14 protein-coding genes, 1 tRNA gene and 1 pseudogene are annotated in these 15321 nt (G+C 72.7%); 9 read left to right on the top strand and 7 right to left on the bottom strand.

Annotation, left to right across the window (positions count from 1 at the left end; genetic code table 11):
* Nucleotides 1–2: 2 nt before the first annotated feature.
* The 3 genes from V6U81_RS25135 (at nucleotide 3) to V6U81_RS25125 (ending at nucleotide 4592) form a co-directional block, all read left to right on the top strand.
* Nucleotides 3–1181: a glycosyltransferase gene (locus tag V6U81_RS25135; RefSeq protein ID WP_334492730.1), complete on the top strand. Its 1179-nt coding sequence runs from the start codon at nucleotides 3–5 to the stop codon at nucleotides 1179–1181.
* Nucleotides 1178–3205, top strand: coding sequence for an O-antigen ligase family protein (locus V6U81_RS25130; protein ID WP_334492728.1), 2028 nt, complete (start codon nucleotides 1178–1180; stop codon nucleotides 3203–3205). Before V6U81_RS25135 ends, V6U81_RS25130 begins: the two co-directional genes overlap by 4 nt.
* A gap of 190 nt (nucleotides 3206–3395) precedes the next feature.
* Complete coding sequence (locus tag V6U81_RS25125) at nucleotides 3396–4592, top strand: hypothetical protein (RefSeq protein WP_334492727.1); 1197 nt, start codon at nucleotides 3396–3398, stop codon at nucleotides 4590–4592.
* Between the two features lie 17 nt (nucleotides 4593–4609).
* On the opposite strand, the gene V6U81_RS25120 is transcribed toward V6U81_RS25125, so the two are convergent.
* The 3 genes from V6U81_RS25120 to V6U81_RS25110 form a co-directional block, all read right to left on the bottom strand.
* The gene (locus tag V6U81_RS25120; RefSeq protein ID WP_334492726.1) at nucleotides 4610–5983 is read right to left on the bottom strand and encodes a right-handed parallel beta-helix repeat-containing protein; all 1374 of its coding nucleotides are present in this window, start codon (nucleotides 5981–5983) and stop codon (nucleotides 4610–4612) included.
* 93 nt (nucleotides 5984–6076) lie between these two features.
* A complete protein-coding gene (locus tag V6U81_RS25115) occupies nucleotides 6077–7378 on the bottom strand; it encodes a sugar transferase (RefSeq protein WP_420884082.1) in 1302 nt (433 codons plus the stop codon).
* Nucleotides 7379–7715: 337 nt separating this feature from the next.
* Nucleotides 7716–8798 carry an LCP family protein gene (locus tag V6U81_RS25110; RefSeq protein WP_334492724.1) on the bottom strand — a complete coding sequence of 361 codons (1083 nt, stop codon included), beginning with the start codon at nucleotides 8796–8798 and terminating at the stop codon, nucleotides 7716–7718.
* Nucleotides 8799–8957: 159 nt separating this feature from the next.
* Between V6U81_RS25110 and V6U81_RS25105 the strand changes: the two genes are divergently transcribed.
* Both V6U81_RS25105 and V6U81_RS25100 read left to right on the top strand, forming a co-directional pair.
* The gene (locus V6U81_RS25105) at nucleotides 8958–9791 is read left to right on the top strand and encodes a class I SAM-dependent methyltransferase (RefSeq protein ID WP_334492722.1); all 834 of its coding nucleotides are present in this window, start codon (nucleotides 8958–8960) and stop codon (nucleotides 9789–9791) included.
* Between the two features lie 4 nt (nucleotides 9792–9795).
* The gene (locus tag V6U81_RS25100) at nucleotides 9796–10614 is read left to right on the top strand and encodes an MOSC domain-containing protein (RefSeq protein WP_334492720.1); all 819 of its coding nucleotides are present in this window, start codon (nucleotides 9796–9798) and stop codon (nucleotides 10612–10614) included.
* On the opposite strand, the gene V6U81_RS25095 is transcribed toward V6U81_RS25100, so the two are convergent.
* The 3 genes from V6U81_RS25095 to bcp all read right to left on the bottom strand — a co-directional run bounded on the left by V6U81_RS25095 (nucleotide 10598) and on the right by bcp (nucleotide 11977).
* On the bottom strand, nucleotides 10598–11137 hold the full coding sequence (locus V6U81_RS25095) for a GNAT family N-acetyltransferase (RefSeq protein ID WP_334492718.1): 540 nt from the start codon (nucleotides 11135–11137) through the stop codon (nucleotides 10598–10600). The two genes, V6U81_RS25100 and V6U81_RS25095, sit on opposite strands and share 17 nt — an antisense overlap.
* Before the next feature lie 69 nt (nucleotides 11138–11206).
* Nucleotides 11207–11289 (bottom strand) — tRNA-Leu (locus V6U81_RS25090).
* A 211-nt stretch (nucleotides 11290–11500) separates the two neighbouring features.
* Nucleotides 11501–11977, bottom strand: a complete 477-nt coding sequence (gene bcp, locus V6U81_RS25085) for a thioredoxin-dependent thiol peroxidase (protein ID WP_334492716.1) — start codon at nucleotides 11975–11977, stop codon at nucleotides 11501–11503.
* A gap of 123 nt (nucleotides 11978–12100) precedes the next feature.
* On the opposite strand from bcp, the gene V6U81_RS25080 reads away from it, so the two are divergent.
* From V6U81_RS25080 to V6U81_RS25065, 4 genes are read left to right on the top strand one after another with little or no spacing between them, the layout of a single operon-like run.
* Nucleotides 12101–12817 (top strand): energy-coupling factor ABC transporter permease, encoded by a 717-nt coding sequence (locus tag V6U81_RS25080; RefSeq protein WP_334492714.1) that lies wholly within the window; start codon nucleotides 12101–12103, stop codon nucleotides 12815–12817.
* Entirely contained in the window at nucleotides 12814–13281 is a 468-nt protein-coding gene (locus tag V6U81_RS25075; protein WP_334492712.1) for a PDGLE domain-containing protein, read from the top strand. Before V6U81_RS25080 ends, V6U81_RS25075 begins: the two co-directional genes overlap by 4 nt.
* A gap of 15 nt (nucleotides 13282–13296) precedes the next feature.
* Entirely contained in the window at nucleotides 13297–14067 is a 771-nt protein-coding gene (gene cbiQ, locus V6U81_RS25070; RefSeq protein WP_334492710.1) for a cobalt ECF transporter T component CbiQ, read from the top strand.
* Nucleotides 14068–14081: 14 nt separating this feature from the next.
* Nucleotides 14082–14852, top strand: a complete 771-nt coding sequence (locus tag V6U81_RS25065; RefSeq protein WP_334492757.1) for an energy-coupling factor ABC transporter ATP-binding protein — start codon at nucleotides 14082–14084, stop codon at nucleotides 14850–14852.
* Nucleotides 14853–14858: 6 nt separating this feature from the next.
* Here the strand turns inward: V6U81_RS25065 and V6U81_RS25060 are convergent.
* Nucleotides 14859–15321 (bottom strand): annotated as a pseudogene (locus V6U81_RS25060) (hypothetical protein); the annotation flags it as partial.

Raw genomic sequence — 15321 nt, 5'->3', positions numbered from 1 at the left:
CCGTGCGGATCGCCATGGTCCACTCGTCGTTCGCGATCCGCGGCGGCGCCGAGCAGTACGTCCGGGACCTCTCCACCGCGCTGCGGGAGCGCGGCCACGAGGTAGGGGTCGTCAGCCTTCCCTCGCCGCACAGCCTGCCGGACGACGCGCCCGTCGCGCCCCGGCTCGCCGCCCGGCTGGGCCGGCCCGGTACGCGGGCCGGCAAGGTCCTGACCCACCTCGGCGACCTGTTCGACCCCACCGGGTTGAACGTCGGCACGCTGCGGGCGTTCGCACCTGACGTGGTGCACGTCCACAACTGGCAGGGCCTCGGCGCGCTGCCGGTGGCACGGCTCGCCCGCACCTGGCCGACCTGCCACACCGTCCACGACTACGCCCTCTGCGATCCGAACAACAGCCTCGCCAACCACGGCCGGTCGGCCGTGGCGGACCGGCTCCTCGGGCTGCGATCGGCCTGGCTGGTCCGGCGAATGCGCGGAGTCTCGATGCTCTGGCCGGCGGCGCGGACGAGGGACATCGCCCAGCGTCACGTGCCGGCCGCTCACCGGCTCGGCGGTATCGTCGTACCGCTGGCGGTTCCGGCGGCCGGTGCACCCGTGTCGTGGCCGGCGGGTGACCCCACGGTGTTCCTCTTCCTCGGTGCGCTGAGCGAGCACAAGGGCATCGACCTGCTGCTCGACGCGTGGCGTGAGGTCGCCGGGAAGGCGAACGCCACCCTGCTGATCGGCGGCGACGGACCGCGGCGGCCGGCCGTCGAGGAGGCGGCGCGGCACCTGCCCGGGCTGCACTACCTCGGCTTCCTCGACGCGGCGGGCAAGGAGGCGGCGATGGGACGCGCGGGTTGGCTCGTGTTCCCCAGCCAGTGGGCGGAGAATTTCCCGATCTCGTGCGTGGAGGCGCTTCGGGCGGGCCGCCCGATCGTCACCAGCTCGGTGGCTCGGCCGCCGATGGCGTCCGAGACGTCGGTGCGGGTCTTCGACACCGCGGCGGATCTGGCGGCGCTGCTGCGCCACGCCGCCGGCATGTCCCGGTCCGAGTACGCCCCGATCGCCGCGTCCGCCGCCGCGGACGGACGTGAGCTGAACTGGGACCGGCACGTCGACGCGGTGGTCGACGCGTACGACGCCGTCCGTGGACGCCACGAGGCGCCCCATCGACCTGCCGGAGCGACCCGACGATGACGTCCGGCCCACGCTCAACGGCCCCGAGCGGACGGCGCGATCGGCGGCTGCTGATCGCCGCCGCGGTCGCGCTTCCGGTGGCCGTCGCGGCGTGTGCCGTCGTCGGGCTTCCACCCCTGCTGCCGGCGCTCCTCGCCGTGCTCGGCTTCTTCGCCGTCCGCCCGGTGCCGGGCATGGCGTACGTGTTCGTCGTGCTGAACGCCCCTCTGGGCCTGCGCTTCTCCGGGTTGGAGGGCCTGGTAGGGGACGCCTTCGGCGGCCGGGACTACGCTCTCGGGCTCTCCGTCGCCGCAGTGACGGGCGTCCACGCGTTGCGCATGGTGGTGCGCCGTCGCTGGCGCCACACCCAGCTCATCGCCGGCGTGGTGGCGCTGATGGTGCTCGGCGTGTGGAGCCTCATCGGCGTCGCGAACCACGGCCCGGCGCAGACCGCCGTCGGGCTTCGGCTGACGGTGATGCCGCTGCTCCTGCTGCTGGTCATGACGGCGCTGCCCCGGCCCGACGTCCTCCGCATGGTGACCGTCGCCGCGTGGCTCATGATGGCGAACGTGGCGGCCACGGTGGCCGAGCTGATCATCGGACCTGCCCAGCTGGTGGAGTGGGGCTTCGAGGAGGGGCGGAACGTCCGGTACATCGGCAACACATTCCGCGCCCCGGGACTCACCGAGTTCAACGCGGAGCTGGGAATCCTCGCCGGCGCCTTCCTGCTCGGCTACGCGACCCTGTGGTTGGCCCGCGGAGGCCGGCCCACCCGCTGGTCGTGGCATCTCGGTGCGGTCAGTGCCCTGGTGTGCCTGGCGCTCAGCACGAGCCGATCCGGCGCCCTGCTCCTGGTGGGCGGCGTGGTCGCGGCCGCAGTGGCCAACCGGTCCGGCAGCGCCGCCGCGAGACGCCGCGCCCGGCTGGTCGGCCTGGGCGTCATCGTCTGCGTCCTGGCGGGTTTCGTGGCGGTGGGCGCCACCGGGGCCAACAGCCTCTTCCAGCGCTTCGAGATCTGGTCCGGTCTGCTCGGCGGGGATCTGCCGCTCTGGGGCGGGGGGATCGGTGCGGCGGGCGCGGCCACCGTGTCCCGCGTCGCTGGTGGCGAGCAGATCTTCGTCGACAACTACTTCGTCAGCGTGGCCCTCCAGTACGGGCTGCCGATGATGGTCGTGCTCATCGCCGCCGTCGGCTACCTGCTCTTCTGGCTGTGGCGCCGCGGCGCGACGCGGCCGTCGGCGGTGCTCCACGTGGCCGTCCTGGCAGGTCTCTCCGGCGCGTCTCTCGTGGTAGAGGCCTGGGAGTACCTGGGCGCGATGATGTGCCTGGCCATCTTCGTGGGTTACGGCCGCCACCTCGACGCCGACAAGGAATCAGAGGACGTCCCTGCCGACACGGGGATCGCTGGTCAGATCGACGCCGACACGGTGGTGCTGCCCCCGCCTCGCCCCGCGACAGACGCGCCTACGGTCGTGATGCCCCGGGTCCCTCCGTCCCGGCCACCCGCTGCTCACCCCCCCTGGCCCGCTGCCATGCCCGGGCCGTCGGTGCCGCCCGCCGCCCCGCCGGGGTACCCGCCCGCCGCCCCGCCGGGGTACCCGCCCGCTGGGCCCTACCGGCCCGCCGCAGGTACGCGTCGGCGCGCGGTCGAGGAACCGCGCTGGCAGGGAGACGGGGCGACGACGTGGTTGCCGCCGGCCGAATCGGGCCGCTCGTCGCCCGAGCGGCCGCGTCGGCGTTCGGCTGGCGAGCCGTACGGGCAGGCGGTGGAGCAGGCGCAGTGGCCGCCGGGTGTCGATTCGCACCATCCGTCGGCCCAGCCGCCGCACCGGCGTGCCGCCAATCGGCCGTACGAGCCTTCGTCGCAGGAGCCGTACCGGCCGCCGGCTGCCGACCCTTACCGGAATCCGGCGGAGCAGCCGGCTTGGCGCTCGGGTGCCGAGGCGTACGGGCCTCCGGCCGAACGGCGTTGGCGTCCCCCGCCGGACCCGCGCCGGCGTCGGGCCGAGGAATCGCACTGGCCGCCGGCCGAGGAACCGAACTGAACGCCGGATGCGGAGCCGTGGCCGTCAAGTGCCGAGCAGCTGCGCAGGCGCCGGGCCAGCCCGCCGCCCCTCGACGGTGAAACCGATATTCTTCCGCCGGACCGCCCGGTGCCCGGCCCCCGACGAACCCAGAAGGCGGTGATCCGTGCACGTCCTCACCTCGACGGTGGCGCGACTGCAGCGGTCACAGGTGTCCGTACAGGCGCTCACCCGCCTGTCCAGCATCTCGCTGTTCCTGCTCGCCTCCTGGGCCGACGGCGACCGGCTGGCCCTGGTCGCCCTCCAGGGCACGCTGCTCGCCATCCCGTACACCCTGATGGAGGCGCTGGTCGGTCGGCCGCTGTCAGCGAGCGTGGTGCCGCTGGCGTGGAACGTCGAGAGCTGGGCCAAGCGGGTCGCCGCGTTGACCATGCTGCCGGTGGGCCTGGTGGCATTCCTGTCGGTCTCCGTCGCGCTGCCGGACAGCAGCCTCAACGACCGCCTGTTCGTGATCGCGCCGGTGCTCCTGCAATTGCCCGTGGAGGCGTTGTTCTGGGCCTGTGCGAATACCCGAGGACCGGCGCGGGCCAACCTCCTTCCCCAGCTGACGGCCATCGGGACGCTGCTGGGTGGGGCGGCGTTCGTCGCCTCGGAGGTACGCGTCGACGTCGCCGCGCTGCCGGCGCAGCTCCTGGTGCTGACCTGGGTGGTGCTGCGCCCGCGCACCGGCTCCGGGGGCCGGGTCCGTCCCGGGGCGCGGGCCAGCCTCTCGGCCGGCGCGGTGTACTGCGTCGCGGCGCTGGTCGACCTCTCCTACACCGTGGCGCTGCCCTCGGTGGCGGGTGCGGTGGCCGGCCAGACGGCGGTGGTGGTGGTGCGGGCGTTCGACCTGGCGTTCGGTCCGTTCCACGTGGTCCTCTCGGCGAGCACCCGTGAGGACATCGTGGCCGGTCGGCGCGCCCGGTGGGTGACCGCGACCCGGGGCCTCACGCTGGTGGCCTGGCTGGCCGTGACCGCGGTGGTCGTCGGAAGTGAGTGGGTCCGCGGACTGCTAGCCGCCGATCTCGCCGCGGTCGGCACCGCCGTGGTCGCCGGGTACTGCGTGTACAAGCTGCTGCTCACGGTGTCGACCTGGATGTCGGTGCGGCACATGATCCAGGCTCGGCCGCGGCGGTATCTCGTCTCCGCCATCGGGTCCCGGGTCATCGCCTTCGGCGGCGTGGCAGTGGCGCTGGTCTGGGCCGCCGAGTTGTCCGACCTGGTGATCCAGCTCGTGGTCTGCGAGGCGCTGGTCGCGGCGTGGTTCCTGGTACGGATGCGGTCCACCCCGGCCGACGGGGCCGGGTCGGAGGCCGCCGAGGTGGCGCCCGAGTCGCGGACGTCGTCGGTCACGGCGGCGCCGGCCTGAGACCACGACCGCCGTCGTCACGGCTCGCCGGCCAGCACCTGCACGCTGCCGTTCGGGAAGAGCGCGCACAACTGGGTCCGGCCGCCGACCTCGCGGGCGAACACGCGGACGCTGCCGTCCTGCGGGCGGTCCGGCGTCGCCTGCGCCCGCAGGTCGAACGCGGGTCGAACCACGAGGTTCTTCTCCGGATCCCCGAGTCCCTGGGTGATCTCCACCTCGGTGGTGGGCGCCGGCCGGCCGATCCAGCCGCGTCCGGTGCCGGGGATCCGCCCGCCGTCCTCCGTCAGCGCGCCCGGCTGGGACAGGCTGGCTCGGACCGACGAACGGCCCCGGTCGGCACCGAAGTCGACGGCGGCGGTGCCGCAGTTGACGATCTTGCTGTCGACGAGGCAGCCGGACGGCTCCTCCGGCTGCGTGCCCGGCGCGAACTGCACGCCGATCTCGGCGTTCGGTTGCGACTGGTTGTAGCCGAGGATGTAGCCGCCGATCCACCGGCAGTCGTTGCGGGAGATCCGGACGCCGACGCCGCCGTTGAGGTCGGCGTAGCAGTTGACGCAGCCGACGCTCGTGGCCGCCAGGTCGAACGAGACGTTCTGCCGTATCCCCCAGCCGTGGCAGTTCACCATCTGGGTGCCCATCGCGTCACCGGCGATGCGGAAGCCCGCACCCGCGTTCTCGAACGTCACGCAGTTGAGAAGCATCGAGTCGTGCGGACCCTGGAAGTTGACGCCGTGGCCGTCGTTGCCGTGTGTCCGCACAGCGGTCAGCCGGGCCTCCATCTGATGTGACGGCGCGGGCAGCGCGGCGCTCGGTCCCCACTCGCTGACGATGCCGTCGTTGCGACAGTTGTGGACGATCACCTCGGTCAGCTCGTAGCCGTACCCGTAGATCCGCAGCCCGTAGCCGCCCTCCGGGTTCTGCGCCTTGTTGCCGTCCAGGGTGATGTCGCGCACGCTGAACAGGCTGATGCCGGCGTCGGACCGGGTCCCGGTCAGCCGGTCGAAGCCCTCCGACTCGAGGATCGCCGAATTGCTTCCCGCCCGCAGCTTCAGCACCGTCGAGTCGCCACCCGCGCCGCGCAGGTGCACGCGGGAGCGCAGGGTCAAACCGCGTGTCACGTACACGCCGGGGGGCAGGAAGACGATCCCGCCCCGGGCGCCCACCGTGTCCAGAGCCGCCTGGAGCGCAGCCGTGTCGTCGGTGGTGCCGTCACCCGTGGCGCCGTGGTCCCGGACGTCGACCACGGCACCGTCACCGGACGAGAGCCCGCCCGCGGCGGCCGCGCCGCCGAGCGCCGCGGTGCCCAGCCCTGCGGCGACGGCACCGCCCCTCAGCAGGGCGGTCCGTCGCGTGACGGCGGCGTACGGCCGCGCGCTGCCCTGGTGGGCCATGGATCCCCTCCCCGTGACACGTGGACGGACGATGATCCCACGTCGGGGCGACCGGGCGGACAGACGGTGTCCGGCCCCGGGCGTCGGCGCAGGTCAGCGCCCGCCGGCCCGGAACACCTCGGCGACGGTGCGCAGCAGCACCTTGACGTCCATCCAGGGGGACCAGTTCTCGATGTAGTAGTTGTCGAAGCGGGCCCGGTCCGAGATCGGGGTGTCCCCGCGCAGGCCGCTGACCTGGGCGAGCCCGGTGAGGCCGACCGGAACACGGTGCCGCATCGCGTAGTTCGGGTACTCGGCCGAGAACTTCTCCACAAAGTACGGCCGCTCGGGGCGTGGCCCCACCACACTCATCTCACCGCGCACGATGTTCCACAGCTGGGGGAGCTCGTCGAGCGACGTCCGGCGCAGCACCCGGCCGACCGGACCGACCCGGCGGTCGTGGGCGATCGACCAGTTGGTCTGCGACTCGAGTTCGTTGACCGGTCGCATCGAGCGGAACTTGATGACGTTGAAGGGGCGGCCGTCCCGGCCGATCCGCTCCTGGTGGAAGAAGATGCCCCGGCCGCCCTCGAGGAACACGGCGACGGCGCAGAGCAGCATGACCGGGCTCAGGACCACGAGCGCGGCCGTTGCGAAGAACAGGTCGAACGCCCGCTTGAGTGCCCATCGGGGTCCGGAGAGGATGATGTCGCCGATCTTGACGATCGGGATCGCGCCGATGTGGTCCGGGTTGCCGGCGTACGAGCGGGAACCCCACAGCCGCGGCACGGCCCACAGGTCACAGCTCGCGCTTCGGGGCTGCCGCAGGATCTCCATCAGGGTCGACTCCGCGCAGGACGGGTCGGCGAGGATCAGCACGTCGGTGTGCAGCAGACGAACCAGCTGTTCGAGGTCGTTGAGGCTGCCCAGGATCGGCAGTCGGCCGCTCGGGTCCGGCTTGCTGTCGACGCAGCCGACGAACCGCAGACCGTACTGCGGGTAGCGGCGCAGCAGGCGTGCCAGTTCCACGCCGATCGGCCCGCTGCCGATCACGATTGCGTTGTGCTCCACCCACCGCCGACGGCGCGCCATGACGACGAGAGCACGGGTTATCGCCCGGCCGACCAGGACCAGGATCGCGGACAGCAGCACGCCGCGCATGAAGTTCCCGACGTGCGCGGCGGATTCGTTGCGCATCGCGGCGGCGATCGCAACGACCGCCGCGGCCGTGAGCAGCCGCCCGCTGAGGCCGGGCAACTCGTCGAGGATGCTCAGGTGCCGCCGGGCCCGGTAGAGGCCCCCGACTCCGAAGAGCGCCACCGTCAGGCCAGCCATGCTCAGTGTCCCCCGCCAGTGGGCGTCGTCGAGCAGCAGCGGGGTCAGCAGGGCGGCCACGTCCACCGGCGCGGTCACCATCCAGGCCCGCAGGGACCGCGTCTGCTTCGAGGTGCGGGAACTCGCGTACGGCAGAACGCTGGTGGTGTCCAGCCCTAAGTCGTCCTCGTCGTCCGACCCTGCGGTAGCGGCGGGATCCGGGCCCTCGGCAGGCGGGGCGGCCTCCGGCGCAACGCCGTACGGCATGTGCTCCGACGCGGGCGCGCCGACGACAAGCTGCGTCGGTACCCATTGGTGCGACATCTCCATTTCCTCTCCCCCGTGATGCCGCGGCGACACGCTGAAGCTGCCGGGGCGCGTGCAGAATACGGCCAGCCCTGCCGAGGCTGGAAGGCCCGGACGGGTGTTTTGCAGTAGGTCAGGACGGCTCGGCGATTCGGGTCATCTCGTCGACCGCGTCGCGGCGGACCGCGTCGAAGAAGGGGCGAACCTTCGCCTGGTCGGCGAGCACGACGCTCTCGGTGCCGATCCGGCCGGTGCCCTTCGTCGGGCAGGTGTAGAAGTTCAGGTTGCCACTACGCAGGTGCCGCAGCTCCATCGCCAGGTCGAAGATGGACATCGACCGGTCCACCGAGACGGAGTCCGCAGTGGCCTTGATGAACGAGTTGAGCTTCCCCGGGTTGGCCAGCACGCCCCCCGACGACGCCTTGTCCAGGATCGCCTTGATCACCTGCTGCTGGTGGCGGATGCGTGCAAAGTCACCGTCGGCGAAGGCGTACCGTTCGCGGGCGTAGTCCAGTGCGGCGGCCCCGTTGATCGTCTGCTGGCCGGCCTGGAACGTGCGCCGGCCGTCCGCGTTCAGGGAGTGCGTCGAGGTGAAGCTCTCATCGACGGTGATGTCGATGCCACCGAGAGCGTCCACGATCTCCTTGAAACCGGCGAAGTCCACCATCGCGACGTGGTCGATCCGTACGCCGGTGAACTTCTCCAGCGCCTGCACCATCAGCGGGACGCCACCCCACGCGAACGCGGCGTTGATCTTCGCGTCACGGCCCCCACGCCGGCCGTCCTTCGACCGCGGCACGCTCACCCAGGTGTCCCGGGGAATCGAGGTGAGCTGCGCGCTGGACCGGTCCTTCGGCAGGTGCGCCAGGATGATGGTGTCCGTGCGCGAGCCGGAGCTGTTCGCCGGGTCCCGTGAGTCACTGCCGAGGATGAGGATGTTCATCGCGCCGCTGGCAGCCGGGACCACCTGCGGGCGCTCGGCCTCCGGGACGTCGGCGAAGGCCTCGACCCGCTCGATGCCGGACTCCACGGAGCGCAGGTAGATGCCGCCGGCGATTATTCCACCGCCACCCAGCAACGCCACCACCAACAGACTGACGAGGGCGGTGCGACGCCAGCGGCGAGGACGCCGCCGCTTCCCACCCGGGGCCGGGGTCTCGGCGCCGATCCCTGCGAGCTCCGTGTCGGGCTCGACGTAATGCTCCACACCAGGCATGGTGGCGATGCTACTGACCGGTCGAGAAGCTCGTGTACCCTCAACCGTTCGGTCATCGCCGCCCGGAGGTTCGATCTGCTGGCCCGACCGTCGCCCGCTGTTCCGGACGGATCGAGAATGTTCCTACCGCCGGGCCGCTCGGGCTGGTAGAACGCTCCCGTGGATCGAAACAAGCTTGTGCGGGCCATCGCCCGCACCCGCCTCGCCCCGGTCGCCGCCTTTCCCAAGCGACTCCGCACGGTCGCCCGACACGACGCGAAGGTGCTGGGCGCCTCGGCCCGCTGGCTGGTCCAGTCCCGCGAGTACCACAACTACACCTACGACCTGACTGCGCTCAGCCGTAACCACCTCGCCTGGTTCGTCAGCGTCGTCTGCGACGTGCCTGTCAAGCAGGTCCGCGCGTACCTCGACGAGATCGAGTCCGACGACAACCTGCGGCAGCACCTCCAGCAGGCGGTCGCTGGCTCTGCCCGCCGTGGCCTCGCCGACAAGCAGATCCGCTACGCCCGCCGCATCGGCTGGTACGCGATCGTCCGCGCCTCCCGGCCGAAGCACGTCGTCGAGACCGGCGTCGACAAGGGACTCGGGAGCGTCGTCCTCGCTGCCGCGCTGCTGCGCAACGCCGCCGAGGGGCATCCCGGCCGAGTCACCTCGGTGGACATCAACCCCGAAGCCGGTTACCTGGCCAAGGTCCCGCCCTGGTCAGAGGTGGTCGACCTGGTGATCGGTGACTCGATCGCCTCCATCGCCGCGCTGGATCGGCCGGTAGACCTCTTCCTGCACGACAGCGACCACAGCGTCGCCCACGAGCGGCGCGAATTCGCCGCCGTCGAGGACAAGCTGGCCCCCGGCGCGATCCTGCTCACCGACAACGTCACCACCACCAACGTCCTCGCCGAACATGCCGAACGCACCGGCCGGAGGTTCCTCGCCTACCGGGAGACCCCGGTCAACCACTGGTACCCAGGGGACGGCATCGGCGTGGCATGGTAGGCGCGTGCAGCTGAGCGCGATCCACACGTACCCGGTCAAGGGTTGTCACCGGCTCGACCACGACGGCGCGGAGGTGCTGCCCTGGGGCCTGGCCGGCGACCGGCGCTGGATGATCGTCGACGCCGACGGCGTCGGCGTCACCCAGCGCGAGGCCGTCGGCCTGGTCGGGCTCCGGGCGGTGGCCCGCGACGGCGGCCTGACCCTGCGCGCCGACGGCCACCCGGACCTCGACGTGCCAGAGCCGGCCGGGGGCGATTCCGTCCCGGTGCGGACCTTCCGGAGCCGGAAGTTGCCGGTCCCCGCGCTCCCCGCCGGGCCCCGCGCCGACGCCTGGGTCGGCGCGTTCCTGGACCGGCCGGTCCGGCTGGTCTGGCTCGCCCGGCCGACCCGCCACATCGCGGCCGGCGAACGCGAGCACGACACCGGCGAACAGGTCAGTTTCGCCGACGCCTACCCCCTGCTGCTGACCAGCGCCGCCTCCCTGGAGGCGCTCAACGGGTGGCTCGCCGACGCCGGCGAGGAGGCGGTGCCGATGGCCCGGTTCCGCCCCAACCTGGTGGTCGACGGTGCGCCCGCCTGGGCCGAGGACGACTGGGCCGGGCGGCCGCTGCGCATCGGCGGGGTCCGCTTCCGCGCCGCCGGGCCGTGTGACCGCTGCGTGGTCACCACCACCGACCAAGAGACCGGGGTACGCGGGAAGGAGCCGCTGCGCACCCTGGCGCGGCACCGCAACGTCCGGCAGGACCTCCTCTTCGGACTTCACCTCGTTCCGGTGGGGACGGGCCGCGTCGCCCTCGGCGACCAGCTCACGGTCGGCGAGTGACGTCCGCCGCCAGGTCGAGCCACATGAGAATCTCGTCGCGGTCGTCGCCGGGGGCGACCCGCAGTGCGCCGGGCAGCCGCCCGATCTCCCGGTAGCCCAGCCGCCGGTAGAACCGGTCCAGCCCCAGCCCGTCCCGGACGGTCACGTGCAGCGCCTCCCGGCCCAACTCCTGGCCGAGGCGCTCGGCCTCGCGCATCAGCGCCATGCCGTACCCGTGGCCCTGGGTGTCCGGGCGGACCATCACCCGCTTCAGTGCGCACCAGTGCGCCTTCAGGTTGAACCGGTTGTCGCAGAAGATCAGCGCGGCGACGAGCCGCTCGCCCGCGTACCCGAGCAGGAGCCGGTCCGGGCCCTCGGCGATCCCGGCGAAGGTCGGGTCCGCGGTGCGCCGGACGTCGTCGGCGGTGACCGGGGCGACGAAGCCGACGGCCCCGCCGGCGTTGGTGACGTCGACCCAGAGGGCGACGATCTGATTGCGCAGCTCGGGGGTCAGGTCGGGGTCGAGGACGAAGCGCAGACTCACGCCGGCCATCCTCGCCCGACGCCACCGGCGCAGGCGCCTGATCGTGATGCGCCTGACATGGGTGCTGGGTGCGGGAGGGGGGATTCGAACCCCCACGTCCTTTCGGACAATAGGACCTAAACCTACCGCGGCTGCCGTTACGCCACTCCCGCCGGCGTCAGAGAGTCTAGAGCGTTCGGCCGCGGTGATGTTGAGGCCGGTACCCGACGTGTAGGCAGAACCTGACCGTGAGCGCGGACCCCGGTGGGGCGCACGGCATTCCCGATCAGCCCGCAAAGGCTTGCCAGGTGACGGCGTGCGACGTTCGGACCGGCGCACACCCGCACCGGCGCGACGGCGAGCGGCCCTTCGCGGCGGAGTGCGTCAGTCCAGGCCGAGGTCCCGGCGCAGCTTGGCGACGTGCCCGGTCGCCTTGACGTTGTAGAACGCGTGCTCGACCTTTCCGTCCGGGTCGATGACGAACGTCGAGCGGATCACCCCGGTCACGGTCTTGCCGTACATCTGCTTCTCGCCGTACGCCCCGTACGCGGTGAGCACCGCCTTGTCGGTGTCGGCGACCAGCGGGAAGGTGATCGCGTCGCGTTCGCGGAACTTGGCCAGCTTCGCGGGCTTGTCCGGGGAGATGCCGACGACCTCGTAGCCGGCGGACTGGAGCGAGGCGAGGGAGTCGCGGAAGTCGCAGGCCTGCTTGGTGCAGCCGGGGGTCATCGCGGCCGGGTAGGCGTACAGGATGACCCGGCGGCCGCGCAGGTCGGCCAGGGAGAGCGTGTCGCCGGTGTCGGTCGGGAGCGTGAAGTCGGGGGCGGGGTCGCCGGGGGTGAGGCGGTCGGGCGCGGTCATGGCGGTGACCATACCGCCGGCGGGTGACGGTCCGGATGACGCGCGCCGGGACCGGCGGTGATCAACACCATGGCTTGTTGCCACTTCTTGGCAACAAGGAGGTCGTGGAAATAAGCTGAGCCGGTGGACACCCTGGCGATGCACATCTCGAACGGGATCATCAACGGTCCCGTGGCGGGAATCTTCGCGGCCGTCGCGCTCGCCGCGCTGGCGGTCTGCGTGCTGCGCGGCCGGCGCGACCTCGACGATCGGCTCGCGCCGATGGCGGGGCTGGTCGCCGCCTTCATCTTCGCCGTGCAGATGATCAACTTTCCGATCTTCACCGCCGGGGTCAGCGGCCACCTGCTCGGCGGCGCGCTCGCCGCGCTGTTGGTCGGGCCCTGGGTGGGCGCGCTCTGCGTGGCGGTGGTGCTGATCGTGCAGGCCCTGGTCTTCGGCGACGGCGGGGTGGCGATGCTCGGCCTGAACGTGACCAACATGGCGCTGCTCGGCACCGCGGCGGCGTACCTGTTGATCGCGGGTCTGCTCCGGGTGCTGCCGCGCACCCCCGCCGGGCTCGGCGTCACCGCGTTCGTCTCCGCGCTGGTCAGCGTGCTGGTCGCCAGCCAGGGCTTCGTGTTCCAGTACTGGCTGGGTGGCACCACCGACCTGGGCGGCAACCTCACCGGCCTGGCCGGCACGGTCGCCGGTGTCCACCTGCTCATCGGCATCGGGGAGGGCCTGATCACCGCGACCACGGTGGTCAGCGTGGCCAAGGTCCGCCCCGACCTGGTCTACGCCCTGCGTAACCTGCGGCCGGCCCGGCCGGCCCCCGTCCCGACCCTGGAGGGTGTCCGGTGAGGACGCGTACCCGGGGGTTCGTCGCGGTCGGCCTGCTGGTCGCCCTGCTGGTCGCCGGCGTGGTGAGCAACTACGCCTCGTCGCACCCGGACGGGCTGGATTCCTCCCTGCTCAAGGGCTGCACGGTGAATGCCGACGGAGAGATCACCGGCGGTTCCTGCCCGGCCCAGCAGTCCCGGGACCACGAGCTGGCCGACGGGCCGCTGGCCGGCTACGGCATCCGCGGCGTCGACAACCGGTTCCTCTCCACCGGCCTCTCCGGAGTGCTCGGCGTCCTGCTGACCTTCGCCATCGGCGGCGGCGCCTTCTGGCTGCTCCGCCGCCGCGGCCCGGCGACCCCCGCGGCCGGTGACCGCCCCGCCGACGACCGCCCCGCCGACGACCGCCCCGAGGCCGGCGTCCAAGCCGCCGACGAGGGGCAAGCCGCCGACGAGGGCCGGCAGCCGACCGGCACCGCCGGCTGAGCGGGGGTACGCGGCATGGGCGCGGGACACGCGCACGTCCTCTACCGGGAGTCGACCTCGCCGGTGCACCGGCTGGCCCCCGAGGTGAAGATCGCGGCGATGGTGCTATTCACCGTCGCCGTGGTGGCCACCCCGCGCGAGGCGTTCTGGGCCTTCGGCGGGTACGCCCTGCTGGTCGCCGCGGTGGCCGCGCTGGCCCGGGTCGGCCCCCGCTGGCTGCTCACGCGCGCGACGATCGAGCTGCCGTTCGTGCTCTTCGCCGTCGCGCTGCCCTTCCTCGGCGCGGGGGAGCGGACCGAGGTGGCGGGGCTCAGCCTCTCGGTGGACGGCCTGCACGGCGCGTGGAACATCGTCGCCAAGGGCACCCTGGGCGTCCTCGCCTCGCTGCTGCTGGCCGCGACCACCACCACCCGGGACCTCATCCTCGGGCTGGACCGGCTGCGCTGCCCGCAGATCCTCACCCAGATCGCCACGTTCATGCTGCGCTACCTGGACGTGTTGGTCGGTGAGGCCCGCCGGATGCGGGTGGCCCGGGTCTCCCGGGGCGATGACCCGCGTTTCCTCTGGCAGCTACGCGGGTTCGCCGCCGGGGTGGGCGCGCTCTTCCTGCGCGCCTTCGAGCGCGGCGAGCGGGTCTACCTGGCGATGGTGTCGCGCGGCTACACTGGTCGGATGCCGGCGGTCTGGCAGGGCGCGGGGGCGGCCACCACCGGGCAGTGGCTGGCCGGCGCGAGCGTGCCGCTGGTCGCGGTCGGCATCGCCGCGACCGCCGCCGTGCTGTCATGATCGGGCGGGCTGACATCATCGGGGATGTGCAGACCACCGCCTCCCTCGACGCCCGTGGCGTCCGGTACGCGTACCCGGACGGTCACATGGCCCTGCACGGGGTGGACCTGACCGTGCCGCGCGGCGAGCGGGTGGCGCTGCTCGGGCCGAACGGTGCCGGCAAGACCACGCTGGTGCTGCACCTCAACGGCATCCTCACCCCGACCGAGGGGTCGGTCAGCGTGGGCGGCATGGCGGTGACGAAGGACCGGGGCGACCTGGCCGAGATCCGTCGCCGGGTCGGCATCGTCTTCCAGGATCCGGACGACCAGCTCTTCCTGCCCACCGTGGCGGAGGACGTGGCGTTCGGCCCGGCCAACCTGGGGTTGCGCGGCGCGGAGCTGGCGCAGCGGGTGGACGAGGCCCTCGCCGCCGTCGGGATGAGCGCGCATCGGGACCGGGCGCCGCACCACCTCTCCTTCGGGCAGCGCCGCCGGGTGGCGGTGGCCACCGTGCTCGCCATGCGCCCGGAGATTTTGGTGCTCGACGAGCCGTCGTCCAACCTCGACCCGGCCGCCCGGCGGGAGCTGGCGGAGATCCTGCGGGCCCTGCCGGTGACCCTGCTGATGGTCACCCACGACCTGCCGTACGCGGCGGAGCTGTGCGAGCGGTCGGTCATCCTCGACGCCGGCCGGATCGTCGCCGACGCCCCCACCCACGACATCCTCACCGACGTGGATCTGCTGGCCCGCCACCGCCTGGAACTGCCGTACGGCTTCGACCCCCGCGCCGCTCGCCGCCCCTGACGGGGGTCAGGTCGTGGGGGTGGCGGGCTCGGGGGCGGCGGCGGGGTCAGGAGCCAGCCGGGACGCGGCGTGCAGGCGGAGGACGCCGGCGGCCACGGCACCGGCGCCGGTGGCGATCACCAGGGTGACCAGCACCCGGGCGGCGGTGCCGGGCCAGGGGAGCGGGGCGACCGCCCGGGCGAGCACGGCGGCGTTGGTGACGCCGGCGAAGAGCGCCAGGCAGGCCCCGGCCAGCGCCAGCGCGAAGTCCGCGGCGGGCCGGCGGGCGAGCGCGTAGAGGCCGGCCGTGATCGCGCCGAGCCCGGTGACCAGCGGCCAGATCTGCCCGGCGAGCAGTCCGGCGAGGACGCCGCCGAGCCCCTCCGCCCCGGCGTCCAGCTCGCGGCCGACGGCGAGGACGACGGCGGCCGCGCCGCCGAGCGCCAGCAGCCCGCCGACCGCCCGCAGCGCCCGCGCCCCGGCGGCCGAG

It is taken from the genome of Micromonospora lacuserhaii, assembly GCF_036902735.1.
Taxonomy (GTDB): Bacteria; Actinomycetota; Actinomycetes; order Mycobacteriales; family Micromonosporaceae; genus Micromonospora.
Note: the sequence above shows the minus strand (reverse complement) of the source record. Positions and strands in the feature narration are given on the sequence as shown.